Origin of the sequence: Tenacibaculum sp. 1B UA (genome assembly GCF_033978845.1) — a bacterium.
Lineage (GTDB): Bacteria > Bacteroidota > Bacteroidia > Flavobacteriales > Flavobacteriaceae > Polaribacter.
The window spans coordinates 1-24,218 of sequence record NZ_JAKVUA010000022.1 but is presented as its reverse complement, the minus strand read 5'-3'; the positions used below and the strand labels follow the sequence as shown (position 1 = coordinate 24,218).

The window sequence follows — 24,218 nt, the reverse complement described above, 5'->3', positions numbered from 1 at the left end:
GAGTAAAAAAATGAATCAATACAAATTTACAAAATTGTAAGTAATCAGTCGTTTTTATTACTACTCCCTTTCAAAAAATAGTAGTTCTTAGAATATTAAAAGCTAATTATATAGGCTTTATAAATAATGTTTTATAGTTTTTATAATGCCAAATAAGCAAATAAAGATTTCCTAATACCATAATTGAGGTTATTTTAGGTGTTCCTTGCATTTTTAAAGATAAAGAAATAAGAAAGATGTTTATAACTACTGATGTTTTTAGAAAGCTAAACCGTACTCTCGAACTTTTCCTTTTTTACCTAAACTATTAAACTTCCAACTAAACCCAAGCATAAAGTATTGTTGTAATACAGTACTTTCAGAGTCTTCTATATAGTTTGAAGTAGCTCTACGTTGAGCGTTGGTGTTTTGATTCAGTAAATCATACGCTTTTAAGCTAATAGTACCTTGATCTTTTAAGATAGAGTAGGCGAGAGTAGCATTCCAAAACCAAGCAGCTTTGTTAAACCCAATCACATTGGGATTATATGTATAACGAATGTCATTTCTCCATTCTAACTTTTTAGGAATATTTGTTTTAGTTCTTATATTAACAGAGTGTCTAGTGAAGTCTTGGTTTTGATTTTGGTTAACATCATACTTCGTGTTTGAAAAAGAAATACGATACTGTGTTTCTATAGAAGCCAGTTTATCCCATTCTAAAGTGATTCCAAAATTTGGGGTTAAGGAGGTTGTTTTAGCTCCTTCCTTTACGTTATTTAAAATATTAAAGTTTTTATTGGAACTAATGTTTCCGCCTGCTCTAAATTTAATACTAGCAATAGAGTCTAGCCTTACTTTTTTTGTATAACTACCACCACCCCATAAATCATAACCACCATCATTGTTTTCGTAAGAGGTTTTTCTAACTAAATCGTCGTCAATAGAGGTATTTGTTATTACTTGATTTTCATAAAGAGTACCACTTATATAAAACCAAAATCCAGTACGAGCCTGCCAGTTAAATTTGTTAAAGTTAATATATGCTCTGTGATTTTGAGCTGGTTTTAAATTTGGATTACCAGTAACAATATTAGAAGGATTGGTTACATCAGAAAAAGGTTGAATTTGGTTAATACTAGGTGCATTGTTATTTAAACGATAGTCAAAATAAACAGAAGCTTTAGAGTCAAATCTATATCTGAAACTAGCATCTAAATCCAAATTGTTATATTCTTTTTTTAAGCTTAACTCAGGACGTAATTTGTCATTGTTTTCTATGGTTCTATTTACAAAACCAGTCCCAAAATTTAATCGCCACTTTTTGGTTCTATATATCAGTTCTAACGATGGAGTCTTAGTGATGTCGTTGTATGTGAAATCAGAACTTAAATCAGTGTTAAAATTACTATATTGCTGTGTTGTTGAATTGAAATCAAAGGTGTTTTCTTTGTTTTTTCGTTCATCACGTTGGTAACGATATTTGGTGTCTAAAAAGAATTTTTTAGCAATTAAAGGAAAACGATAGGTTAAGTGTGTGGTGAGCCCCATTAAGTTGTTTTCAGTAGTACTCTTTTGATCTCTATTTTCGATATTAGGGTTGCTTCCAAAAGTTTCAATAGTAGATTTATTAATCTCTTCAGTATCTGCTTTATCTATACGATTGGTTACAGAGGCTTTAATAAACGAACCTTTAGCTCCTAATTTTTTAGTAATATCTAATCTATTTTGAAAATTGTTTGCTTCCGATTTAGAGTAAGCAGAACTCATGTAACTATTGGTAAGTGTATTGTCTTCATTTAAAGACTCTTCTTGTCTACGACTGCTTCCTTCTCTTTTATTAAATACAAAACTAGGTTTAATGTTGATTAAAAATGTAGAATCTATTTCAATGTCAAACTCTGTGTCAAAGCTATGGTTGTGATTTTCATCATCTGAAATAGTAGTTGAATTAGAAAAATATTTTCTATCGGGAAGCGTATATTCTCTGTTACTTTTTGATTCGTTGTTTGAAGTACTTCCAGAGTAAAAATAGTTGGCATTTACATCTAATCCCTTACCAAATTCATCAGCATACGTTGCTCCAGCAGTTTTTGATTTTATAATACCGCTACCACCTCCAAAACTTCTTCCATTAATATTAAAACCACCGTTTCCACCTATCCAAATGTTACCGCCTCCTCCAAACATTTTTTGAATTTCTCCAAAGCTAAACCCTGGAGAATTGATATTGTTAGTACTGGCTAATACACTAAATCGTTGATTGTTGTCAAATCGGTTAACCATTGCGGCACCTTCAAAGCGTTTATCGGTGCCTGTACCACCAGACACTCTACCAAACCAACCTTTATTATTTTCTTTTTTAATGGTTAGGTTGATGGTTTTATTGTTAGCGTCTCCTTTTTCACCAGTAAAAGCTTCTGATTTAGATTTAGTATCTGTAATTTGAATTTTTTCAATAATATCTTTTGTCAGGTTTTTAGTGGTAATGCTTGGGTCGTTTCCGAAGAAAGGTTTACCATTAACCAAAATTTTATTAACTTCTTTTCCGTTTACCATAATTTTACCATCTTCATCCACTTCAACACCAGGTAGTTTTTTTAAAAGATCTTCAACGTTAGCATCTTTTTTAGTTTTAAAAGATTTTACATTAAACTCTAAGGTGTCTTTTTTAACAGTGATTGGAGCTCGTGACTGAATAACTACTTCGCTAAGTAAGTTACTTTCCTCTTTTAATAAAATTGTACCTAAATCAAGGTTAGAAATTTTGTTTAGTTGTATTGATTTGGAGTAGCTATCCATTCCAACATAAGAAATAAAGAGTTTTACATCTTTGCTGAAAGATTTTCCTTCTAGAGAAAATTTTCCTTTGTCGTTAGAAATAGTATAGGTAACAATAGAACTGTCTTTAGCTTTTTCTAGATGAATTGTTGCTGCATCTATGGCAGTTTTATCTTTTTCAGAGTTAATCGTACCAGTTATTTTAAACTGATAAGATTGAGCAAAAATTGAACTGGTAAATAATAGGGCAAAAATAAAAAGTAGTTTTTTCATTGTTTATAGCAATATGATTTTCAAAGAGCTACAAATAAAGAGAAAAAACTACTTTCTAAAAGTTAAATATTGTTAAACTTACTTTTGTCTGAAATAAATACTAATTGGAACCCCGTTAAAGTTATAATGTTCGCGCAACTGATTTTCGATATAACGCTTATAAGGGTCTCTAATATACTGAGGTAAATTAGCAAAGAAAGCAAACTGAGGTGTATGCGTTGGTAATTGCATACAGTATTTTATTTTTATGAATTTACCCTTTGTTGCTGGAGGCGGATTATGTTCCATAATCTCTAACATAGTTTCGTTTAACTTACTTGTTTGAATACGACGTTTTCTATTTTCAAAAACTTCAACAGCAGTTTCAATAGCTTTAAAAATACGTTGTTTAGTTAATGCAGAAATAAATACGATTGGAACATCGGTAAAAGGAGCAATTGCTTGACGAACCTTGGCTTCAAAATCACGCATGGTATTGGTTTCTTTTTCAACTAAATCCCATTTGTTTACTAAAATAATAACTCCTTTTCGGTTTTTCTCTGCTAACCAAAATATTTTTTCGTCTTGTCCTTCAAAGTCACGAGTAGCATCAATTACTAATATAGCTACATCACAATGTTCAACTGCACGAACAGCTCTCATTACTGAGTAGAATTCTAAATCTTCTTTTACTTTCGATTTTTTTCTAATACCAGCTGTATCAACTAAATTGAATTCAAATCCAAAACGGTTATATTTTGTGTCGATAGAGTCTCGAGTAGTTCCTGCAATATTAGTAACAATGTTTCTGTCTTCACCAATTAGAGCATTGATAAACGATGATTTTCCTGCATTAGGTCGACCAACTACAGCAAAACGAGGTAATTCATTTTCCTTATCTTCATCTTCATCAGGTTTAGGGATTTCTAGTGCTATGGCATCTAATAATTCTCCTGTTCCACTTCCGTTGATAGAAGAGATAGTATAATAATTTCCTAAACCAAGGTTGTAAAACTCTACAGCATCGGCATCACGCATTGCGTTATCAACCTTATTAACTGCCATAAATAGCGGTTTTTCAACTTGACGTAAAATTTTAGCAACTTCAGCATCCATAGGTGTAATACCTTGCTCAACATCAACTACAAAAACAATAATATCAGCTTCGTCAATAGCCAACTGAACTTGTTTACGTATTTCTCCTTCAAAAATATCATCAGAACCAACAATATAACCACCTGTATCAATTACAGAAAATTCTTTCCCGTTCCATTCCGATTTTCCATAATGGCGGTCTCTTGTAACTCCGCTAACAGAATCAACAATGGCTTCACGACGTTTTACTAGTCGGTTAAATAAAGTGGATTTACCTACATTTGGTCTTCCTACAATCGCAATAATACTCATTTTGCAAAAAATTTGTGCAAAGATACAATATTAGTAGGTGATTTATGATGAATTTTAGATAGTATATAGTTTTTGCTATATTGTTGGCTTTTAATATGTTATTTTAATGGATGATAGATTGTACAATCAGATTTTTTTAAAACCTCGTTTTCAATTAGAATATGAAATAAGCTCTCAGGTTTTATTAGAAGAGGTAAAGAAGCACTTAAACGATGTTTCCAAGTATAAAATGAAGGTTGTAGATAATCATGTAGTGATTGATGTTCCGGAAAAAGAAGCTCATTTATGGTCACCTCAATTACATATAGAAATAGAAGAGGTATCAGATACTTCGTCAAAGATTAAAGGATTGTTTGGTCCAAAACCACAAGTTTGGACTTTTTTTATGTTTTTGCACTTTTTGGTAGGTACAGCTTTTGTAATTTTTGCCATTATAGCATATAGCAACTGGTCGTTAAAAAAAATAACAATGCTGCCAGTGGTGATGTTAGTTGTTTTACCCATTGTCTGGGTTACGTTATATTTGGTTGGTAGTTTAGGTAAATCAGCAGGAAAAAAACAAATGGATGAGTTGAAAGAATATACCAAACAATTGCTGCAAACAATTAAAAGAGATTAATCTTTGTATCCGAATCGTTTTAATTGACGGTCATTAGAACGCCAGTTTTTATTGATTTTTACATATAAGTCTAAAAAAACTTTTTTATTAAAGAATTGTTGTAAGTCTTTACGAGCCTCTGTTCCTACACGTTTAATGGCACTTCCTTTGTGCCCAATAATAATTCCTTTTTGGGTATCACGTTCTACCATGATTACAGAACGAATTTTAATAATATTGTCTTCTTCAACAAAACTTTCAGTTTCTACTTCTACTGAATAAGGAATTTCTTTTTTATAATGCTGAAGGATTTTTTCGCGAATTTTTTCGTTCACAAAAAAACGTTCAGGTTTATCTGTTAACTGATCTTTTGGATAAAAAGGAGGAGCATCAGGAAGTAGTTCAATGATTTTGTAAAAAACGGTATCTACATTGAATTTCTCTAAAGCAGAAATAACATATACGAACGAGTTAGGAACTTTCTTTTTCCAATACTCGATTTTAGCCTCAACTTCTTCTTGGTTGGATTTGTCAACTTTATTCAGTAGTAAAATTACTGGAATTTTACTATGAATAATTTTATTAAAGAAGGCTTCGTTTTTTAATTCCTTTTCACCCACCTCTACCATATAAATAAGTACATCGGCATCTTCAAAAGCAGATTTAACAAAATCCATCATAGATTCTTGTAACTCATAAGCAGGTTTTATAATCCCTGGAGTATCAGAAAAAACAATTTGATAATCCTCTTCATTAACAATACCTAAAATACGGTGCCTAGTAGTTTGTGCTTTCGAAGTAATGATTGATAGCTTTTCTCCAACTAGGGCGTTCATCAAGGTAGACTTTCCAACGTTTGGGTTTCCAATAATATTTACAAATCCTGCTTTATGTGTCATGATGCAAAGATAGGTTGTTTTATGTAAGAAGTATTTATTTTTTATAGACTTGTTATTTAGGTAAATATACTTATATGAAAAATAAATTCTTTTTATTTGGGTAGAACAAGAAAAAGAGTGTATATTTGCAACCGCAAATCGCGGGATAGAGCAGTAGGTAGCTCGTCGGGCTCATAACCCGAAGGTCACTGGTTCGAGTCCAGTTCCCGCTACTAGTAAAGAAAAGGCTTTCAATTTAATTGAAAGCCTTTTCTTGTAATAGATATAGAATCATAGTTTTTGATTACAAAGACTGTATGTATATTTTGTAATTAGAAATTCATTGTAGATATGTTTTAGTGCTTAAACATACTTCTTATGAATTTTATTTCAATACTAGAAAGCTTAAATATACCTGTATTTGTTCTCGTTTGGTTACATTCCTGTTGAATAATTGTATTAGTACTAGCATTGACTTTTCTTCTGTGGTTTGAGTATAATTTAGTCATAAATATCCTTTATCATATTTCAAAGAGACCTATTTTTATTCCAGAATTATAGTTTTTTGATGCTTTTTAGAGCTATGTTCCTTTACACTTAGATTGATGTCTTGTGTTTTCGGGTTAATGTTGTTTTTTATTTAGTTTGTTAGGGAGGAATCCCACCTATAGAATCAAAGTAAGAATTATTAGCTTTTTATTTGGATAGAACAAAGAAAAAAACCTATCTTTGCAATCGCAAATCGCGGGATAGAGCAGTAGGTAGCTCGTCGGGCTCATAACCCGAAGGTCACTGGTTCGAGTCCAGTTCCCGCTACTAAGCTAAAGCTTGTTAAATCAACGGATTGTTTACCACAATCCGTTTTTTTATGTCTTTATCTTTCTTACTTTTACGTACCGTAAACGCTAGCGTAAACGTTTTTAATATGAAATTGAATTTTTCAGAGCCTAAAATATATACAGGTGGAGTACGAATTTCAGAGTGGTCGAAGTTGACAAAATCTGAAAAAGAAACTGCATTAAAAAAGGATTGGTTTGTATATTATTCTTACAGAAACCCTAAAACTCAAAAATTACAAAGGCAGCCACATATTAAGGCAGGAGTTAATAAATTAAAGACAAAGCAAGAACGAATCGCATTTTTACGAACAATGCAAAAAGCGTTGCTAGAGTTATTACAAGCAGGATTTAATCCATATATAGATAATTCAGGGCTAGAAGCTGAACTTTTCGGTGATGCTAGTAAAACGCAATCTTCAAATATTGCGCAAGCGCAAAAAACGCAAAATAGTTTTAATACCAATGAATTAGTAGAGAAATCAATATTAGAAGCTTTTGAAATAGGTTTGAAGTTGAAAGAAAAGTTAATGAATAAAAATTCATATACTAAATATAAAAGTAGAATCAAACGTTTTTCGAAATGGTTAAAAAAGAAAGGGTACGAAAAACAATCAATACTTACTATTGACAAGAAACTTATTATCGAGTATTTAAATGAAGTTTTACAAAGTTCAAGTGCAAGAAATAGGAATAATACCCGTACGGATATAGCTTCTTTATTCCAAATTTTAGAAGACAATGAACTTATCACAGAAAACTTTGTAAAAAAGATTAATGTATTAAAATCTACACCTACGAGAAATAAAACCTATTCACCAAAATTACAGGAAGATATTTATAGTTATTTAAAAGAAAATGACAAACACTTACTATTATTTATTCAATTTATATCGTATAATTTTTTACGTCCAATTGAAGTATGTAGGTTAAAAGTAGAAGATATAGATATTGAAGATAAAAAACTATATGTAAAAGCCAAAAATAGTCCTGTTAAAATTAAGATTATACCAGAAATTTTACTAGAACAATTACCAGATTTATCAAATAAAAAACCAAACTCTTTTTTATTTACTCAAAACACAATAGGAGGAGACTGGGATATTGAAGAAGAAAATAAAAGAGATCATTTTACCAAAAGGTTTAAAAATATAAAAAATCACTTTAAACTAGGTAAAGAGTATGGTTTGTATAGTTTTAGACATACTTTTATCACAAAACTATATAGAGAATTTCGTAAGACAAATTCTCCATTTGAAACTAAAAGTAAGTTAATGTTGATTACAGGTCATACAACAATTAGTGCATTAGAAAAATACTTAAGAGATATAGATGCTGAATTACCGAAAGATTATTCTTCTTTAATAAAATAATTGATGCTAGTCGATTTTAAAAGTGTCGAAAAGTAGTTTATCTTTACTTAACCTTGCGTAAAGTGGCGTAACCTAACGTAACTGATTTCACCTATTTGTAGAGTTGTTATTATTGCCTTTAACTCTGTTAAAGCAATAAAAGTATTGAACGCACAAGTAGTATATCAAGTAGCAAAAGCTCTTCCGAAAGAAGAGCAAAAATTGTTGTTTGAAATGCTACAAAAAGAATTTCGTTTGAATATGCATAAGGCAAGGAAACGTAATACCCCTGTCTTAACAAAAGAAGAAGCAACTCAATATTTATTAAAGAATGTTTTTAACAAGAAGTAATTTAAAATAAAGACTTATTGAAAAATTAAGTCTTTATTTTTTACTCATTTCAGAAAACGTTAAATTCAATAAAATTTAACGTTTTAGGATGCTAAAATTGATTAAAAATGAAGATAAATTGTGAAAATTGTGGTGAAGTATTTAAAAGAAAAAGAAGAAATCAAAAGTATTGTAGTTCAAGTTGTAAAACTATGGCTTGTTACAAAAGAAATAAATATGAGTATGTTTCAGGAGGGTATAAAAAGCCAACCAATAAATTAGGAGCAATTAAAGCCAAAACAGAAAAGCAGCTTTTAACTAACGAACTAAACTCAAAACTCGAGAACCAAATACAAAAAGAGGAAAAAATATTTGACACAAAAAGTATAACAAATACAGTTGCGAGTAATTTAATTTCAGAAACTGCTGTTTACGGTCTGAAAAAAATATTAAACCCTAATTCTTTGCCTGCTACGAAAGGGGATATAGAAAAAGTGTTATTACAAATTCAAGAAACGCAAAGGATATTAATTGAAATGAAGTTTAAAGATAAATTTAATTTTTAAGTAGCTTTATATTCTTTAAATATAATAAGGAATATTTTTTTAAAGTTCTTTTTTGATTATCAGAAATAAAACTATTCAATTGTGTTGAATTATATAGTTTTAAGAGACGCAACAAAAACGCAAAAAAAGAGCAATAACTAATTCTTGTGATAATAATGGCACTACTATACACAATATTTAATATATAATTAATGAACATAGTTTACAGTAAAAAGAAACAAAATAAAATCTTATTTTTGTTTTTATGGATATAAAATTGACAGAACAAGAAAAGATAAAAATCTTAAATTCCGATGATATTTACGGAATTATGCAACGCATTTTATTAAGAGATAATAAAATAGACCAAAATCGTGAGCATTTTTGGGTTATTGGTTTAGCAAATAACAACCGTATTCTTTTTATTGAACTAATAAGTTTAGGAACTGTCAATGCAACCTTGGTAGAGCCTATGGAGGTATTTAGCTTTGCGCTACAAAAGAGAGCTGTAAAAATAATATTATGTCATAACCATCCAAGTGGTGAATTAACTCCGTCAGACAATGACAAAAACCTAACAGATAGGTTGATACAAGTTGGTATTATAGTAAATACCCATGTAATAGACCATTTAATTATTTCTGATAAAAGTTATTTGAGTTTTGCTGATAATGGTCTTTTGCAGGAGCTGGCAAAAAGCACTAAATATGTTCCTAAATATGTGTTAGAACAGCGTTTAAAAAAGGAGGCATCTGAAATAGCAAAACGTAGTGAGAAAATAGAAATAGCTAAAAATTTAAAAAGAAAAGGTCTTGATATAATTACTATTGCAGATGCTACAGGCTTAACGGAAGAAGAAGTGAAGAAGTTGCGTGTAAAAAGGTCTTAAAAGCATACATATTTTAACGAACAAATTCTAATCAAAAGGCAACAAAATTAATTCGTTAATACTCTTATTTTTCCTGATAGAACTACTCAAGTACTCAAAAATTGAATTAAAGAAGCAAAAAGACAAGTACTACTTAGTAACTTGTTAAGTACACAATATTATTTATGTACGCACAAATTTCGTACAAATATGATTAGTTGCCCTTAAAATACAATGTCTTATAGCAAATAGCTTAAAAGTCAGAAAACTATCTGCTTATTTTTCTAAATGTTTTTATATATTTAGGGTCAAAAATTGTTAACCCTTCAAAAATATATCTATGAACATAAAAGCGAAGCTCTTTGTATGTGGAGAGGAGCGAGAATTAATCTCTACCAGTTTAAATTACATTCGACTTACTGACTGGAACGGCAAACCTACATCAGCCCTAATGGGAGGTGCTTTTACCGTTACTTTTAAACCAGAAATGTACGATGATACCTTTATTGAATGGATTATAGCCGATAGAAAGGACAATAAAAAAATACGTCATCCTTTTAATCTTTATTTATTAAGGGATGGGAAAGTAGTTTTTTATGAAGATGATTTTGATGGTGTAGAGCTATTCCAATACAACTTTCAAGATGGTGTGCTTATAAACTACCATGAGGTTTTTGATAATCAAAAAGGTATGCAGGTTACCTTAACTATATCGCCTGCAATGCAAGACTATCGTTTTTTTAACAATAGTACCGATTGGCGTAGAAAAAGTCGAACTCGTTATATAAAACCATGGCAAGAGAGTTTTATACCACCTATAGAAGAAACACCTTATAAAGCGAAAGAAGATACAACACCTCGTGTTGTAAAAGTAAACTGGATTAATAAGAGCAATGAAATTGTAAATAACAGTCATTACGAAGAAAACTTGGGTCTTGAAATAGATTTAAATAATCCTAATGGAGGAAAGGTAAAAATTAGTATTGCAAAAAAAGATAATACCAATTTTGATAATAATACTAAAGAAATAGTTTTAGAAGAACATGTTACTGGTAATAAAGTAACTATAACCGACTTTAAAATAAAGAAAGAGTGGGAAGATTTTAAAAATGTAGAGATAGATGAACTGGTTGCTACTGCAACCTATTTTAATAGTACTAAAGAAAGTACACAATTAAAGATAGAACCAAAACCTAAAATATTAGTAAGCTTTAGACCAAATGATAATTGGAAAGGAGAGTTTGGATTTGATTGGATTAGAAAAAATGATACTAGTTTATTTAGAGATACTAAATTTGAAGATATTATATCTAAACAATATAAGGATAGTGCACACACTATTTTAGAGAAAAATCCAAACCAATACAAGGGATATTTTAAAAAAGACCCCAATCAGTTTAAAAAATTAAAAGAGAAAAATTATGGTTCTGTCAAAGTACCATGGAAGAAGGTTACTGATGCTAGTGGTAAGCAAGTTGACTATACACACTATACAGAATGGATGAGTTTAAAAAAAGGTAATGAAGCCAAGGTTAAAATTCATATAGATGTTACCGAAAAAGGAGATTATTTGCTATTTGAAGACAATGAACATTTTACCATTACACCTAAAAAAGTAGATATTAAAAATAAAGGCGGAAAGAAAAAACTAAGCGATATTGTTACCATAAAATGCGATAAGGAGTTTACAACCAGCCAAGAAATAATTATAAAAGCGTATAAAGAAAACCAGCAAGAGGGTGTTGTGGCAGGTAAAATTAATGTATGGGAGAACGATGCGTCTAAACACAAACAGAAAAAAGTAGTATTTGTACAAATTAAAACCCCAGAAGTTGTTATAAATAAGGGAGAAAGAAAAAGTAACGCATCATTGGAAAAAACAAGAATTAATAAGTATTTAGAACAAGCCTATATACAATTACACCCAGATTCAGTAATTGTTAGTTTAGATTTAACAACTGATGCTGATTTTTCTAGATTTGTTAAAAATAATAAAATTCAAAAAGTAAGTACTCCTGTAGCTGCAATACCAGCAACTGCTACCACTTCTGCTAAACCTGCAATTCCTAGAGAAAGTATTGTTAGTTATTTAAAAAAGAAACTAAAAAGTATAGATGCCAAATATGACAGTCCAGACTTTTTTAAAGCTTTTTATTTTGCTGAGCATGGTTACCACCCTAATGGTAATTTAAGTGGTTTTTCTGCTCCAAATGCAGATTATGTAGTGGTGTTTAAATCGGCTAACGACCAAACAGCAGCACATGAGTTTTTACATTCATTAAATTTAGCGCATACTTTCACGAATATAGAAGCTTCTGCTAATGCAGAATTTACCTATCAATATAGTAAAACAGATAACCTGTTAGACTATTCACACCATAATCCAAGAAATAACAATAATCGTTGTAGCCTATTTCATTGGCAATGGATAAAAGCCAATAATTCAATTTAAAAAATGAAAAAACTCGTATTTATATTTTCAATATTAAGCCTCACTAGCTGTATAGCTCAAAAAACTTTTAAAATGGAACAAGAAATTATCATACCTGAAATAACTAAAAAGTCAGAAACTTTCAATATAAATCTTTTTAATAGAGAATTAGATAGTATTTCAGGTAAAAGAATTATTGTAACTAAAAAAGAATACTTAGAAGAAGAATCTCAAAGTTATGGTTACATACGTAGAATTTATTTAAATAACTCTTATTTTATGGTTTCTAAAAAATACTTTGAAAATGGAAATATTAAACAAAAAGGGATTTCATTTAATAATGGTTACCCTATAGGTTTTATTTATAAGTTTAACAAAAAAGGAAAACTAATTAATGAAATTAATACCGATGAAGGCTATGATTTTGGTTGGTTAGATATTATAAAATATTGCCATAAAAACGATATTCAGTTAGAAAAGGGTTATCCTAAACGAGGTGGTATTAAAACCGAAATTTACAAGAATGAAGAAGAAGGTAAAAAGGTTTGGATAATAAGCTATTACAAACCTAAAACAGATGAGTATATGGAAGTTACACTTGATGGAAAAACAGGAAAAGAAGTTAAGCGAAGAGATTTAGAGTTTATAGGCAATTAAGTAATATGTTTTCTGCTATCAACTGAGTCTTATTTTGAATTTTCACATTCATTAAATTTAGTGCATACTTTTACAAATAGTATTTCTACTAATGCAGAATTTACCTATCAATATAGTAAAACAGATAATCTGTTAGACTATTCACATCATAATCCAAGAAATAACAATAATCGTTGTAGCCTATTTCATTGGCAATGGATTAAAGCTAATAATTCTATTTAAAAATGAAAAAACTCGTATTTATATTTATAATACTAAGCTTCACTAGCTGTATAGCTCAAAAAAACTTAAAAATGGAACAAGAAATTATTATACCAGAAATAACTAAAGAGTTTGAAACTTTTGATATTAAAGAATTTAATACCAAAAAACTAAATGAAGAAGTTCGTAAAAAAGAAGATGATAAATTAATAATTCTTCTTGATTATTCAAATGGTTATAGTAAATCAGTGTATTATGACAAAAGCGCATTTAGTGTGGTGAATAATTACTACTTAAATGGTAATATTGAAATTAAAGGGGTTCGATTTAATAATGGTTCAGAATATGGAACATGGTATCATTACGATGAAAAAGGAAATTTAACTGAAGAAGAAAATATAGATGAAGGTTACGATTTTGGTTGGTTAGATGTTATAAAATATTGCCATAAAAAAGATATTCAATTAGAAAAGGGGTATCCTAAACGAGGTGGTATTAAAACTGAAATTTACAAGAATGAAGAAGAAGGTAAAAAGGTATGGACAATAAGCTATTACAAGCCTAAAACAGATGAGTATATAGAAGTTACACTTGATGGAAACACAGGAAAAGAAATTAAACGAAGAGATTTAGAGTTTATAGGTAATTAAGCAATATTAATAGTAAAAATTATTGCAATGAAGATAAAATGTAATACTTTAATGTATCCTTTATTAGGATTTTAAGCTAAAATATAATGTGTCTCTATGAAAAAGAATATAGATAAAACTATAGAAAGAATACTTGAGCCAACGATAATGGTAAATGTAAAAGGGTTGGATAAGTCTAAACCAAAATATGACTTTCATATCCTAAATACTTTGCGAAATTGTATATGGAATAGTATTTCTATGAATATTTTAAACCCATCGTATTGTATAAAGAACAAAGTAGGTAATATTATACATTTTAATGATGAATTAGAGATAGAATTATATAAAGGTATCAATGAAGTTGTAGAAACTACAAAACATCTTAATATATCAGTTCCAAATCCATATACTGTAAGTATGTTTGAATACTTTTATCAGGAAGGTAGTAATAATGATACGACACTTTATTATTTAGCTAATGAAAATATAGGAACAAGCAAACAGAGCATCTGTAGAGGTTCTATTGTATTGTATGTGCCTATAAGCGAATTGACACAAGAAGATTATTATGATTTTATAGGAAAAGACTCAAAAGATATTAAACGACACTACATTACAGAAAAAGAAAAAGTTTTTTTAATCTTACATAGTTATAATAAAAAAAGAAAAAAGTTTGGAAGATTCAACAGCTTATTTTTGGTAGTATCCTACCAAGTGTGTAAAGTTAAAAAATATCGAGGGTTAAATTATTTATAGTTTAATCCTGTTTTTTTTATATACGACATAACTTTCCCTTTTTGATTAACTTTGTCTATTAGTGTTTTGGTTGTTCTATTGTCTTATCCGCTGTAATTACCGTTATAAATTGTTCCATTTCGTTGTTTTTTAAATTTCATTCTTAACTCGTTCCCATTCTCGTTTTAAAATCTTTTGACTAATAGATATAATTTCCCTGTGTTTTTCCCAAAAGAGCATTTCATTCTCTAAACCACCTCTGTAAAGACTCGTAGTCAATTCGCTTATTGATTCGACAAGTTTTGTGTGGTCATCTTCTAATGGATTTATTAATAGTTTTATTTTGTGTTCCAATTCGGTAATTCTGTAGTATTCCGAGTCTTTCCTGCCTTCAGTTCCTGCAACCATATAATGAACAGATTTTGAAGTCAACTCAATAAGTGTGTTTCTCAAATCATTTATCCATTCTTGTCTAATTGGCGAAATGAGATTTTTGGTAGCAATTTTTGAATTTGTTTCTAATGTTTTTCTTGTAACATAAATTGAAATTAGTGGTCCAAAAAAAACAGCTATTCCCGCAATTATTAGAGAAAGGATTGGGATTAATTCGTTAGAGTTGCTCAATTCGTTCCGTTTTTAATTATTCCGATTTACTAAAAATCAATTCAATTTTTTCGTTATTCGACTGCTTTCTTAAATAATATAAGCAAGGTTTTAAAAAATCAATTTCTTTTAGATGCTGATGATGTTCTAATAAGGAAAGTGCTTCATAAATCTCACTTTCCCCAACTTCGGTTTTGTTTTCAGAATCCAATTTGTTGTCGAAGAACTTTTCTAAACTTAAAAGACGATAAATTACATCTAAATTTATGTCAGCTGAGTCTCTAAAAAATGATGCTATAAGGTTCTTATTATGATATGCTTTTATATGATGTGTCATTTAATTTCTTTTTTCTCCATAACAGTGAGTACAATGTCTAGTCCTGAAATACGGCTACAGGTTAAAATTGAATTTCAGCTTATATCTAATCTATTTATTTTGTTTCGATTAAGCGATTAAATCGCTATTTTTATATATGTCTTGTTGTACACTGGCTTTTTTCGTTCAGCTTTGTTTTCAGCGTTGGCAAAGACATATTCTTTTGCAATTTTTGGCTTGTGTGGACTTTAGCGAATTGCAAATGTGTATGACTTTAAGCGTTGACATTTTCCTCATTTGTTTTTTCTTTTAATTTCTCTTCTGCGATTTCCATTGCAAAAGTGAAAAATAGTTTTACAGCTTTGGTAAACTTAAATTTGTTGCCATCCAAAACAATTAAATTTTTGCCACGCCAAGTTTTTAAAAACTTTTCAAATTCGGAAACAGTAGTTTTTTCCAATATTTCCCATTTACTTGATTGTCTTAATAGCTCCTCTGTTTCGTTTATGTCAAATGATCCTAATTCAATTTTATCTCTAAAGTTTTTTCCTGAATAATCAAGTTCTCTTGACAGAATTGCTAAAAACAACGTAAAATCTCTAGTTCTTTTTTCGTTCACTTCATCGGAAGATAAATAGGCAAACTCCGCTTCTATGTTCAGGATATAGTTAAACAATTTCATAAAAAATTCAGAATAGTCATCTTCTAACTCTTGAATTTTATAAAACAAAGGACTTGGTGAAGTAATGAACTTACCATCTAATAATTCACTTACTATTTTATTATGCTCACTTGGGTATTCTCTCATATACTTTCACTTTAGGTATCTTAATTGAAGCATCTTTTAAATCAATTATTTTTCTCTCGTCAGTTTTGTATTCTGCCACTAAATCATCTTCTAACAAAAGGTTAGTTAGAGAGAAAAATTTAGATAAAGTGATTTCATCTGTGTGCTTTTTTAAAGCATTAAAGCACCACAAATAAAAATCGTCAACTTTATCTTCATTTAGTAGCTGTTCTTTAAAATATGTAGAATCAGGAAGCCATTCTATCTCTTCAATTTGTTCTTCATAATATACATCAGAAGTTTTGTAATTAAATTGGTCAACAAAAAATTCTGCTTCGCTATGAAATTCTTTGAAAAGGGCACTTCCTTTAGTCTTTTTAATAGGACTAGGAATAGGAACAACATAGCTTTCAGGGTAATCTACATTTTCTACAAAATGATAAAATCCACTTAAAATAATTGAATCACTTTTGATTCTATCTAGCAAAGGTCTTAATTCTCTTGTTAGTTTTTGTAAGTTCTGGTCTAATTCAGCACGAGCATAAACAACGGCTCCATATAGTTTTTTATATTCTCTTTTAAGTTTAAAACTGCTTACTATATACTGTTTTTCGCTTGTGTATTTTTGAATTTCAACTAAAGCAGAATAGAAGGATTCTGGATGCCCTTTTTCTAGAATTTTATTTAACGGCTCGATATACTCATCAATCCAAAAAACTGCTTTTTCTAACCGTTTTGATAAATCTGAATATTCATTTGCATTGACTTTTAAAGATTCTGTATCACTTAAAAGTCTTTGAGTTTGTCTATGAATATCGTTTAAGAAAACATCTATTACGTTTATAATGTTTTGAATTAAAATAGTTGTCTTGCTTGTTTTAGTCTCTATCTTTAAAGCCGAAAATAATTCAAAAATAGTTTTATACCTTTCTTTTAAAGTTTGTGGTAAATCAAGCGTAAAATCATCAAAAAGAAACTGCAAGAAATCTGCGTAACTTCTGCTTATTTTAAAATCTTTAGTTGGTAACTGTCTGCAAAACTTGACATCTATTAGTTTAGATAAAGATATTTTTGGTTCATTACTAATGTTGTATTCTTCAATTAACTTTTCTAAAATGTCAATATCGATAATAAAGTCAGGTTTGCTATAATTAAATGCATCTTGCACAAACTCGTAATGATTTTGCAAAAACTTAAGTATGTATTTTCCTGATAATTTAATCATTTTGAAATTTTACGAATAGTGCTTGTTGCTCTAAAAAGCGTCTAGTTTTATAAATATCTGTTCTAATCTTTATAACATTTTCATCAACGGATTCTTTTACTTTTTTAGTTGGGTTTTGTTCTCTTCCTTGTTTAGTTCTAATAGTTCTAGAGTACATTTTAAATAGTTCTTCATAGTTTGATGGAACGAACAGTTTTGCATTAGGAAACACTTTTTTAACCATTAAGTAATTTTGTAAACCTTTAAAATCATAATCAGGGAAAATCAATACGTTTTTTTGGGAAGCCTACATTTTTTGGGAAGCCTACAAAAAGGGGAAGCCTACAATTGTATTATACTCTCCAAGAATATGGTCAAGATAAAGAAATGACAGAGCTTGATGTCTTTTTGTGTCCGAATTCATATTTCTTATGAAGACTCTGATATTTATTTTTCCTCTTTCTTTGTCCAATTCAGGTATAATTTCAATATCAGAACTCGGATATTCAATTCCGTCATAATTCAGTCCAATTTCGTCTGTTGCCTGTCTGAATTTTTTGATTATCCAATTGTTTAATTCAGGTTTTGAGTCATATAGTTTTTCGGTTGGTAAAACACCTTCAGGCATTCCATCTGGTGTTATTATTAAAACGACTTCATCTTTTTCAGTTAAGGTCATTTCTGGGAAAAGAACTGAATTGTATTTTTTCATTTCTCTTGTCAGTTGATTATATATTGTATAATCCTCTTGGTCAGAGTTTATGAAGTTTTCAAGTTCTACTTTATTTTTAGAAACCCAATTCCAAAATTTTTCTTCTTTCGATTGTCTGTTAAATAGTGAAAATCCCATTATTAAAATTATGATTGGTATTGAGATTAAAAATTTTTTCATTCGATTGCTGTTGAGTAATTTCAGCTTGTTGCCAACGGTTTTGTATAAGCGCAGTGGCGGATTATACTCACTTACTTTTCGATATGCAATATACTTAAATTAACACAAAATAGCGGTTCGAGTTTGCACTCAAACCGCTATTTTTTATATACGTCTTAAGTTAGCAATTCATTAAATTTAGAAATATAAATCAGAAAGAAAAAAGCGTAGAGTAAGGTTATGATATACGTTGAAACCTAGATTTCGTCAACATTGATAATCCCTACGCTTTTACTACTTCGAATTCGTTCAGTTCTATGAGACCAAGATCTCGTTTTCAAGTTGTTGAATTGTTGGTAGTGTTTTCTTTCCAATCCTTTTTTCTTATGAGTAAAAATAAACAATTTTTAGGAATCGATGTAAGTAAAGATGTTTTAGATGTATATGATTATCAAGGTAATTGGTATCAGTTTGAAAATGATGCATCAGGCTTTAAAGAGCTGTTGTTAATCACAAATGATTTAACTCATTGTATAATGGAAGCTACAGGATATTATCATGTACGATTAGCCTATTTTTTATTAGAAAAAGGAATTTTGGTATCGGTAGAAAACCCGTTGAAGGTAAAACGATTTATTCAAATGAATTTATCAAAAGTAAAGACAGATAAGAGTGATGCAAAGCAGTTATATAATTATGGCGTAAGTCAATCCCCATCTTTATGGAAAGGAGAGAGTAAGGAACAACAAGAATGTTTACAAATAGTACGTTTATTGGGAGTTTACACGAAACAATCTACTCAATTAAAGAATAAGCTTCATGGCGAATCTGTCTTAGGAAATCCATCAAAAGCTGTAGTTAATTCATTAAAAAGACAGCTAAAAAACATACAAAAAGAGATGTTTAAATTAGAGGAGTTGTTGTCAGAGAAGGTAAAAAAGAGCTACCAAAATGAAGTGACATTACTAAAGTCTATACCCGGAATAGGAAGCAAGACAGCACTGATGTTATTAGTTTTTACCGATGGGTTTAATCGTTTTACTTCAGCAAAAGAGCTGTGCAGTTACGCAGGTATTACTCCCACTATTAGAGAATCAGGAAGTAGTATAAAAGGACGCCCTCGAATAAGTAAAATGGGGAATCCAAAGCTTAGAAATTTATTATTTATGTGTAGCTTTAATGCTTGTAAATACAACAAAGCATGTAGAGAACTTTATGACCGAATAGTTGCTAAAGGTAAGAGTAAAAAACTAGTTTTAATAGCGGTATGTAATAAGCTACTAAAACAAGCTTTTGCTATTGTAAAAAGTGGTTTGCCTTATGACGCAAATTATAAAAGTACGTTGGTTTAAAAAAGTATAAAGTTAACTTGTTTTTTACCTCAGTTCTTTGTTGTGCATAGTGCTTTTCACGTTTTGCTTGGTTTTCCGATGTTTGTTATTTAGTTCTAAATTGAGCGTTGGCAAGACATATTCTTTTACAGTTTTGGTGGTGCGATGGCTTGAGCGACTGTAAATGTGTATGGCTTTCAGCGTTGGCAATTCCGATTACTTACTTAATTTCAAAATCCGAAATGCACCTTGTATTACCACTATAAAAACGATTGTTCCGATAATCAAATCAGGTTTGTTGGAATTTAGCCAATTCACTAAAATTCCTGCGATTATTACTCCCAAATTGATAATCACGTCATTGGAAGTAAAAATCATACTCGCTTTCATATGTGCCTCTTCTTTGCTCTTTGACTTTTGCAAAATGTAAAGACAAATTCCGTTTGCGATAAGTGCTAAAATCGAAACGATAATCATCGTTGAAAAATCGGGAAGTTTCTCGGCTCCAAAAAATCTTCTCAACACTTCCACAAATCCGATAATCGCAAGTGTTATCTGAAAATAGCCTGCAATTTTTGCAATCCGTTTTTTCTTAATCAACGTTCCGCCAACCGCAAACAAGCTAATTCCGTAAACAAAACTGTCGGCAAGCATATCCAAACTATCGGCAACCAATCCCATTGATTTCGAGATGAGCCCTGTGGTCATTTCGATAATGAAGAAGACAAAATTTATCGCCAGTACAATCCAAAGTAGCTTTTTTTGGTTGGTGTTTTCTACAAAATCTTTTTTGTTGGTTTCTTCGGTCGAGATTTTCTTTCCGCCTAATTTTAATTCGATAATTGACTTTTCAATTTGGTCGTTATGACCATCGTGAAAAATGGTCAATTTTCGGTTGGGAATGTCAAAATCGAGATTTTTGATTTCTTGGATTCCATCCAATTTCATTCGTATAAGATTTTCCTCGGAAGGACAATCCATCTTACTGATTTCAAATATCGTTTTGTTCATTTTAGTCGTCATCTTCGTTTCCAAAAGGTTTGATTATTACTCCAACGCTAAATATAAAACCGTCTGTTGGTGCATAAATTTCGGAAAATTCTGGATTGTCGTGTGGTGGCAAAACCAATGGCGAAAACCTGCTTTGTCTTCTGTCCGTAAAGTTTTCAAAATTCACAAACGTTGTTCCCCATTTAAAATTTCGCATTGCCACAAAACCCATTGTTATGAAGTCGGTTGTTTCTGTTCCATTAGACAAAAATTGTTTTCCTGTGTAAAACGTTTCGTAACCGATTCGCCATTTTTCAGATTCGTACATCAAAACACTTCCTGCGTTGTGTTTTGCAGTTAGCGGTTTTTGTGGATTTCCAGCCAAATAATTCAATTTTGTGTCAATGAGTGCATAATTCAAGAACCAACGAAAATCTTTATAGGTAAACTTGATGTTTGTTTCAGCACCTTTGCTCAAAATTTCATCTGTTGCATTCTCAAATTGGAAAAATCCATTATCAGTTGAATTTAACAGTAATGCATCATTAATCGCAGTTACATAAAACAGTTGATTAATAGAAAAACCAATGGTTTCAAATAAACGTGTTTGATAGTTGAAGTCAAGATTTACACCGTAAGAACGTTCCGCATTTAGTGAAGATTTATCAATACCAAGTACATTTTCAAAATTGATAAATTCCGCCTCTTCTGTAAAAATATCTGGAATTTTGTAACCTAAACCACCACCAATTCTGCTGGAAAATCCGCTATCGTTTTTGTATAGCAATGAAACTCGTGGAAGCGGGAAAAAGCCAAAATCGGTATTGTAATCTGTTCTGAATCCTGTTTCCAAAATCCAATTATCCGAAATGTCATAAATGTTATTTACAAATGCTCCATAAGTTATATCCGTTTGGTCGCGTTGCAAAGTTGCATTATCATTTTCATCAAAATCAGAAGTATATAGGTTTGCACCAAAAATCCAATCAGTTTTATTGGCTGACTTTTGATAGTTTATTTCCGTAAATGTATTGGTTTGTTTACCGTCAAATGTAAAATCGGGAATGGTCAGTTCTCTGTCGAAGAACGAGATACTATTTTTGATAGTTAATGAACTGACGGAATCTATTTGAGTTTCGTAAACCGCTTGACTGCTCAATCTTTTCGATACGTTTTCTTCGGTATATTGATGGACGCCATTTTCGCCACTTTCAATTTTTGTGATGTCGCCACCAATTCTGTCGTCATACGTTCCGTTTAAGCCAAACCAAAATGTTGTTTTTTCCGATGGATAATAAAAGAACTTTGGGTTGAATGAAATCGAAGTTGTTTTTGGCAAGTTACTAAAGTCATCATCTTCTGGGTCATACGCTTTTTGATAATGACCTGAACCATAAAGTGAAACACCAAATTTTTCATTCCGTTTGCTGTAAAACACATTTGCTGTACTTCCCAGAGCTTGGGTTTGTGTCAACATAATATCCAAAGCAGGTTCTTCGTCTGGTGTTTTGGAAACCATATTTATCAAACCTGCAATTGCACCACCACCATAAAGCGTTGATGAACTTCCTTTTATTATTTCAAATTGTTTTAAGTCTAATGGCGGAATTTGTAAAATACTCAAACCGCTGGAAAAACCGCCATAAAGTGGAAATCCATCTCTCAAAAGTTGTGTATAGCGTCCATCGAGACCTTGAATTCTAATGTTGGTATTTCCGCTACTTAACGAAGTTTGTTGCATCTGTATGCCTGTACTTTCCCGAAGTACCATTGAAATATTCGTTGGGTTCATTACTGCTTTTTCGCTTAATTCCTCCGCTCCGATAAATTCTATTCTCGTCGGTATTTTTCTAACAGTTCTTGTACTTCTTGAAGATTGTATGACTACTTCGTCAAGTTCATTTCCTCCCGATTCGAGCTTGAAATCGAACGCTGTTTTTGTTCCAACATCAATAGTAGTTTCTATGGTTTCAAAGCCTATGTAAGAAATTTTTATAATAGGGTTTCCGTTTGGGATTTCTGTGAACCTTGCAATTCCGTCAAAATCGGTTACTGCTCCTTTCTCTAATTCTTCAAAATAGACGGTCGCTCCCAATAGTGGTTCGTTAGTTTCTGCATCTCTAACAGAAATGGAAATATCACTCGTCTGTGCGAAAGATATAATTGATACGAATAAAAATAATGTGTTTAAAAATATGTTTTTCATCTGCTTATTCTGGTTTAAAAGAATAATGCAAATGTATTTAGGATTTACTGCAACTCGATTGCAAAGATTACTTGTTACAGTTATCGCATAGACCTTTTACGACCATATTTGCTTGTTGTAGTTTGAAGTTTTCGGGAAGTTGAATTTTGGGAATAGGAACATCAAAAAGGCAGAATGTTTTATCGCAGTTTGTGCAATAAAAATGATAGTGCAAATCCTTTGGGTCGCAGTTACAACCTTTGGCACAAACCGCATATTTGGTCATTCCAGAACCATCTTCAATGCTGTGGATAACTTTGTTTTCCTCAAATTTTTTCAGCGTTCTGAAAATCGAACTTCTGTCCGTATATGCCAATGCGTTTTCAATATCTTTCAACGATTGTGCTTTTTCTTGGCTCAAAAGATGACGTAAAACCACAGTTCTGACTGCGGTGTTTTTCACTTTTTTTATTTTTAGGATTTCTTCTTCGGTTTGCATTTTCCTAATGTATCATTTTTTTCGAGCGTTGGCGAAAAACAGCTCTTTTATTTTTTTAGCGTTGGTATTTCGCGTTGGCAAAAAAAATAAATGTGCTGTTTGTGCGGTTGGCTTTTTTAGTTCAAATGTTGAATTTTAGAACGATTTTTTGCATGTCTCGTCCTGAAATATGGCTACAGGTTAAAATTGAATTTACGCTGATAATTTATATACCATATTTGGTGTTTTATAATCTAAAGATAAGTGTAATCTTACTTCGTTGTATAAATTAATTGCATTTTTTGCAGCTCGTTTTGCGTGAGCCATGTTATCAAAGGTTTGATCGAGATAAAACTCATCTTTTAAGATGCCATTTACACGTTCTGCCATGGCATTTTCGTAACAATGATTTTCTTCGGTCATACTAATATTTATCTTTTTTCTTTTGAGTATTTGTGTGTAAACATTGCTACAATATTGTATTCCTCTATCCGAATGATGAATAAGTTGTTTAATTTATTTAGCTTGATAAATAGCTTTATTTAATGCTCTTACACAACCTTTTAATTCCAAGCTATCACTAAGGTCGTAACCAACAATTTTACGAGAGTGCATATCTGTTATTAAAGCCAAGTAACAAAAGCCTTTTATGGTTCTAATATAAGTTATGTCACTTACCCATACTTGGTTTGCTCTATTGATTTCTAAGTCCTTTATGATGTTATTATATTTATAAAAGCGATGATAAGAATTGGTTGTTCTAGCACTGGTTTTCTTTCTATGTGTCAGCATTTGGTGTTTTCTAAGTACTCTAAACAAAGTATCTCTACCAACTTTAATATTGGCTTTAGTAAAATCTACATTTAAAGATTTAGTAAGTTTTCGCACACCTTCTCTAGGAAGGGATTTGCGTCTTTTTCTAACAATTTGAATAATCTGTTGTTCTGTTTTTAAACGCTTATCAGCTCTAG

At 30.7% G+C, this 24,218-nt stretch carries 25 protein-coding genes and 2 tRNA genes; 13 read left to right on the top strand and 14 right to left on the bottom strand.

The window, feature by feature from the left end; genetic code table 11:
• Nucleotides 1–258 precede the first annotated feature (258 nt).
• Both MK851_RS13925 and der read right to left on the bottom strand, forming a co-directional pair.
• Nucleotides 259–3,033 (bottom strand): outer membrane beta-barrel protein, encoded by a 2,775-nt coding sequence (locus MK851_RS13925; RefSeq protein ID WP_320244426.1) that lies wholly within the window; start codon nt 3,031–3,033, stop codon nt 259–261.
• Between the two features lie 78 nt (nt 3,034–3,111).
• Nucleotides 3,112–4,419 (bottom strand): ribosome biogenesis GTPase Der, encoded by a 1,308-nt coding sequence (der, locus tag MK851_RS13920; RefSeq protein ID WP_320244425.1) that lies wholly within the window; start codon nt 4,417–4,419, stop codon nt 3,112–3,114.
• 106 nt (nt 4,420–4,525) lie between these two features.
• On the opposite strand from der, the gene MK851_RS13915 reads away from it, so the two are divergent.
• Nucleotides 4,526–5,038, top strand: coding sequence for a GTP-binding protein (locus tag MK851_RS13915; RefSeq protein ID WP_320244424.1), 513 nt, complete (start codon nt 4,526–4,528; stop codon nt 5,036–5,038).
• Here the strand turns inward: MK851_RS13915 and era are convergent.
• Entirely contained in the window at nt 5,035–5,916 is an 882-nt protein-coding gene (gene era / locus MK851_RS13910; RefSeq protein ID WP_320244423.1) for a GTPase Era, read from the bottom strand. The two genes, MK851_RS13915 and era, sit on opposite strands and share 4 nt — an antisense overlap.
• Before the next feature lie 139 nt (nt 5,917–6,055).
• Between era and MK851_RS13905 the strand changes: the two genes are divergently transcribed.
• The 11 genes from MK851_RS13905 to MK851_RS13855 all read left to right on the top strand — a co-directional run bounded on the left by MK851_RS13905 (nt 6,056) and on the right by MK851_RS13855 (nt 14,503).
• A tRNA-Met gene (locus tag MK851_RS13905) sits at nt 6,056–6,128 on the top strand.
• A gap of 510 nt (nt 6,129–6,638) precedes the next feature.
• Nucleotides 6,639–6,711 (top strand) — tRNA-Met (locus MK851_RS13900).
• Nucleotides 6,712–6,820: 109 nt separating this feature from the next.
• Nucleotides 6,821–8,104 (top strand): site-specific integrase, encoded by a 1,284-nt coding sequence (locus tag MK851_RS13895; protein ID WP_320244422.1) that lies wholly within the window; start codon nt 6,821–6,823, stop codon nt 8,102–8,104.
• A 144-nt stretch (nt 8,105–8,248) separates the two neighbouring features.
• Nucleotides 8,249–8,434: a hypothetical protein gene (locus tag MK851_RS13890; RefSeq protein WP_115900030.1), complete on the top strand. Its 186-nt coding sequence runs from the start codon at nt 8,249–8,251 to the stop codon at nt 8,432–8,434.
• Nucleotides 8,435–8,541: 107 nt separating this feature from the next.
• The gene (locus MK851_RS13885; protein WP_320244421.1) at nt 8,542–8,979 is read left to right on the top strand and encodes a hypothetical protein; all 438 of its coding nucleotides are present in this window, start codon (nt 8,542–8,544) and stop codon (nt 8,977–8,979) included.
• A 244-nt stretch (nt 8,980–9,223) separates the two neighbouring features.
• Nucleotides 9,224–9,847 (top strand): JAB domain-containing protein, encoded by a 624-nt coding sequence (locus MK851_RS13880; protein WP_073181498.1) that lies wholly within the window; start codon nt 9,224–9,226, stop codon nt 9,845–9,847.
• Nucleotides 9,848–10,166: 319 nt separating this feature from the next.
• Nucleotides 10,167–12,278 (top strand): type VI secretion system tube protein TssD, encoded by a 2,112-nt coding sequence (gene tssD / locus MK851_RS13875; RefSeq protein WP_320244420.1) that lies wholly within the window; start codon nt 10,167–10,169, stop codon nt 12,276–12,278.
• Between the two features lie 72 nt (nt 12,279–12,350).
• Nucleotides 12,351–12,914 (top strand): hypothetical protein, encoded by a 564-nt coding sequence (locus MK851_RS13870; protein WP_239178192.1) that lies wholly within the window; start codon nt 12,351–12,353, stop codon nt 12,912–12,914.
• Nucleotides 12,915–12,974: 60 nt separating this feature from the next.
• Nucleotides 12,975–13,136, top strand: a complete 162-nt coding sequence (locus tag MK851_RS13865; protein ID WP_239178191.1) for a hypothetical protein — start codon at nt 12,975–12,977, stop codon at nt 13,134–13,136.
• 71 nt (nt 13,137–13,207) lie between these two features.
• On the top strand, nt 13,208–13,765 hold the full coding sequence (locus MK851_RS13860) for a hypothetical protein (protein WP_320244419.1): 558 nt from the start codon (nt 13,208–13,210) through the stop codon (nt 13,763–13,765).
• A 96-nt stretch (nt 13,766–13,861) separates the two neighbouring features.
• A complete protein-coding gene (locus MK851_RS13855) occupies nt 13,862–14,503 on the top strand; it encodes a hypothetical protein (protein ID WP_320244418.1) in 642 nt (213 codons plus the stop codon).
• A 129-nt stretch (nt 14,504–14,632) separates the two neighbouring features.
• Here MK851_RS13855 and MK851_RS13850 read toward each other — a convergent pair whose 3' ends face one another.
• From MK851_RS13850 to MK851_RS13825, 6 genes are all read right to left on the bottom strand, one after another.
• Complete coding sequence (locus tag MK851_RS13850; protein ID WP_320244417.1) at nt 14,633–15,106, bottom strand: hypothetical protein; 474 nt, start codon at nt 15,104–15,106, stop codon at nt 14,633–14,635.
• Between the two features lie 16 nt (nt 15,107–15,122).
• Nucleotides 15,123–15,422 carry a hypothetical protein gene (locus MK851_RS13845; RefSeq protein WP_320244416.1) on the bottom strand — a complete coding sequence of 100 codons (300 nt, stop codon included), beginning with the start codon at nt 15,420–15,422 and terminating at the stop codon, nt 15,123–15,125.
• 253 nt (nt 15,423–15,675) lie between these two features.
• Complete coding sequence (locus MK851_RS13840) at nt 15,676–16,209, bottom strand: condensin complex protein MksE (protein ID WP_320244415.1); 534 nt, start codon at nt 16,207–16,209, stop codon at nt 15,676–15,678.
• A complete protein-coding gene (locus MK851_RS13835; protein WP_320244414.1) occupies nt 16,190–17,413 on the bottom strand; it encodes a hypothetical protein in 1,224 nt (407 codons plus the stop codon). Before MK851_RS13835 ends, MK851_RS13840 begins: the two co-directional genes overlap by 20 nt.
• Nucleotides 17,406–17,636, bottom strand: coding sequence for a hypothetical protein (locus tag MK851_RS13830; protein ID WP_320244413.1), 231 nt, complete (start codon nt 17,634–17,636; stop codon nt 17,406–17,408). The genes MK851_RS13835 and MK851_RS13830 overlap by 8 nt, the downstream gene beginning before the upstream one ends.
• 81 nt (nt 17,637–17,717) lie before the next feature.
• A complete protein-coding gene (locus MK851_RS13825; RefSeq protein WP_320244412.1) occupies nt 17,718–18,284 on the bottom strand; it encodes a hypothetical protein in 567 nt (188 codons plus the stop codon).
• A 365-nt stretch (nt 18,285–18,649) separates the two neighbouring features.
• Between MK851_RS13825 and MK851_RS13820 the strand changes: the two genes are divergently transcribed.
• Entirely contained in the window at nt 18,650–19,615 is a 966-nt protein-coding gene (locus MK851_RS13820) for an IS110 family transposase (RefSeq protein WP_320244411.1), read from the top strand.
• A 195-nt stretch (nt 19,616–19,810) separates the two neighbouring features.
• Here the strand turns inward: MK851_RS13820 and MK851_RS13815 are convergent, their stop codons facing one another.
• From MK851_RS13815 to MK851_RS13795, 5 genes are all read right to left on the bottom strand, one after another.
• Complete coding sequence (locus MK851_RS13815) at nt 19,811–20,605, bottom strand: cation transporter (RefSeq protein WP_047788692.1); 795 nt, start codon at nt 20,603–20,605, stop codon at nt 19,811–19,813.
• 1 nt (nt 20,606) lies between these two features.
• Entirely contained in the window at nt 20,607–22,790 is a 2,184-nt protein-coding gene (locus tag MK851_RS13810) for a TonB-dependent receptor (RefSeq protein WP_320244410.1), read from the bottom strand.
• A 67-nt stretch (nt 22,791–22,857) separates the two neighbouring features.
• Nucleotides 22,858–23,268, bottom strand: a complete 411-nt coding sequence (locus MK851_RS13805; RefSeq protein WP_026811287.1) for a Fur family transcriptional regulator — start codon at nt 23,266–23,268, stop codon at nt 22,858–22,860.
• Between the two features lie 192 nt (nt 23,269–23,460).
• On the bottom strand, nt 23,461–23,676 hold the full coding sequence (locus MK851_RS13800) for an integrase core domain-containing protein (protein ID WP_320244453.1): 216 nt from the start codon (nt 23,674–23,676) through the stop codon (nt 23,461–23,463).
• An 87-nt stretch (nt 23,677–23,763) separates the two neighbouring features.
• The coding region (locus tag MK851_RS13795; protein ID WP_320244409.1) for a DDE-type integrase/transposase/recombinase at nt 23,764–24,218 on the bottom strand (455 nt) is incomplete at its 5' end.

Excerpts from the sequence above, each read along its gene's own strand:
- MK851_RS13870 (WP_239178192.1), top strand. The coding sequence starts at position 12,351 with ATGGAACAAGAAATTATCATACCTGAAATAACTAAAAAGTCAGAAACT.
- MK851_RS13810 (WP_320244410.1), bottom strand. The coding sequence starts at position 22,790 with ATGAAAAACATATTTTTAAACACATTATTTTTATTCGTATCAATTATA.
- MK851_RS13845 (WP_320244416.1), bottom strand. The coding sequence starts at position 15,422 with ATGACACATCATATAAAAGCATATCATAATAAGAACCTTATAGCATCA.
- MK851_RS13835 (WP_320244414.1), bottom strand. The coding sequence starts at position 17,413 with ATGATTAAATTATCAGGAAAATACATACTTAAGTTTTTGCAAAATCAT.
- tssD (WP_320244420.1), top strand. The coding sequence starts at position 10,167 with ATGAACATAAAAGCGAAGCTCTTTGTATGTGGAGAGGAGCGAGAATTA.
- MK851_RS13895 (WP_320244422.1), top strand. The coding sequence starts at position 6,821 with ATGAAATTGAATTTTTCAGAGCCTAAAATATATACAGGTGGAGTACGA.
- MK851_RS13805 (WP_026811287.1), bottom strand. The coding sequence starts at position 23,268 with ATGCAAACCGAAGAAGAAATCCTAAAAATAAAAAAAGTGAAAAACACC.
- der (WP_320244425.1), bottom strand. The coding sequence starts at position 4,419 with ATGAGTATTATTGCGATTGTAGGAAGACCAAATGTAGGTAAATCCACT.
- MK851_RS13825 (WP_320244412.1), bottom strand. The coding sequence starts at position 18,284 with ATGAAAAAATTTTTAATCTCAATACCAATCATAATTTTAATAATGGGA.
- MK851_RS13815 (WP_047788692.1), bottom strand. The coding sequence starts at position 20,605 with ATGAACAAAACGATATTTGAAATCAGTAAGATGGATTGTCCTTCCGAG.
- MK851_RS13860 (WP_320244419.1), top strand. The coding sequence starts at position 13,208 with ATGGAACAAGAAATTATTATACCAGAAATAACTAAAGAGTTTGAAACT.
- era (WP_320244423.1), bottom strand. The coding sequence starts at position 5,916 with ATGACACATAAAGCAGGATTTGTAAATATTATTGGAAACCCAAACGTT.
- MK851_RS13925 (WP_320244426.1), bottom strand. The coding sequence starts at position 3,033 with ATGAAAAAACTACTTTTTATTTTTGCCCTATTATTTACCAGTTCAATT.
- MK851_RS13855 (WP_320244418.1), top strand. The coding sequence starts at position 13,862 with ATGAAAAAGAATATAGATAAAACTATAGAAAGAATACTTGAGCCAACG.
- MK851_RS13880 (WP_073181498.1), top strand. The coding sequence starts at position 9,224 with ATGGATATAAAATTGACAGAACAAGAAAAGATAAAAATCTTAAATTCC.
- MK851_RS13830 (WP_320244413.1), bottom strand. The coding sequence starts at position 17,636 with ATGGTTAAAAAAGTGTTTCCTAATGCAAAACTGTTCGTTCCATCAAAC.
- MK851_RS13820 (WP_320244411.1), top strand. The coding sequence starts at position 18,650 with ATGAGTAAAAATAAACAATTTTTAGGAATCGATGTAAGTAAAGATGTT.
- MK851_RS13915 (WP_320244424.1), top strand. The coding sequence starts at position 4,526 with ATGGATGATAGATTGTACAATCAGATTTTTTTAAAACCTCGTTTTCAA.
- MK851_RS13885 (WP_320244421.1), top strand. The coding sequence starts at position 8,542 with ATGAAGATAAATTGTGAAAATTGTGGTGAAGTATTTAAAAGAAAAAGA.
- MK851_RS13840 (WP_320244415.1), bottom strand. The coding sequence starts at position 16,209 with ATGAGAGAATACCCAAGTGAGCATAATAAAATAGTAAGTGAATTATTA.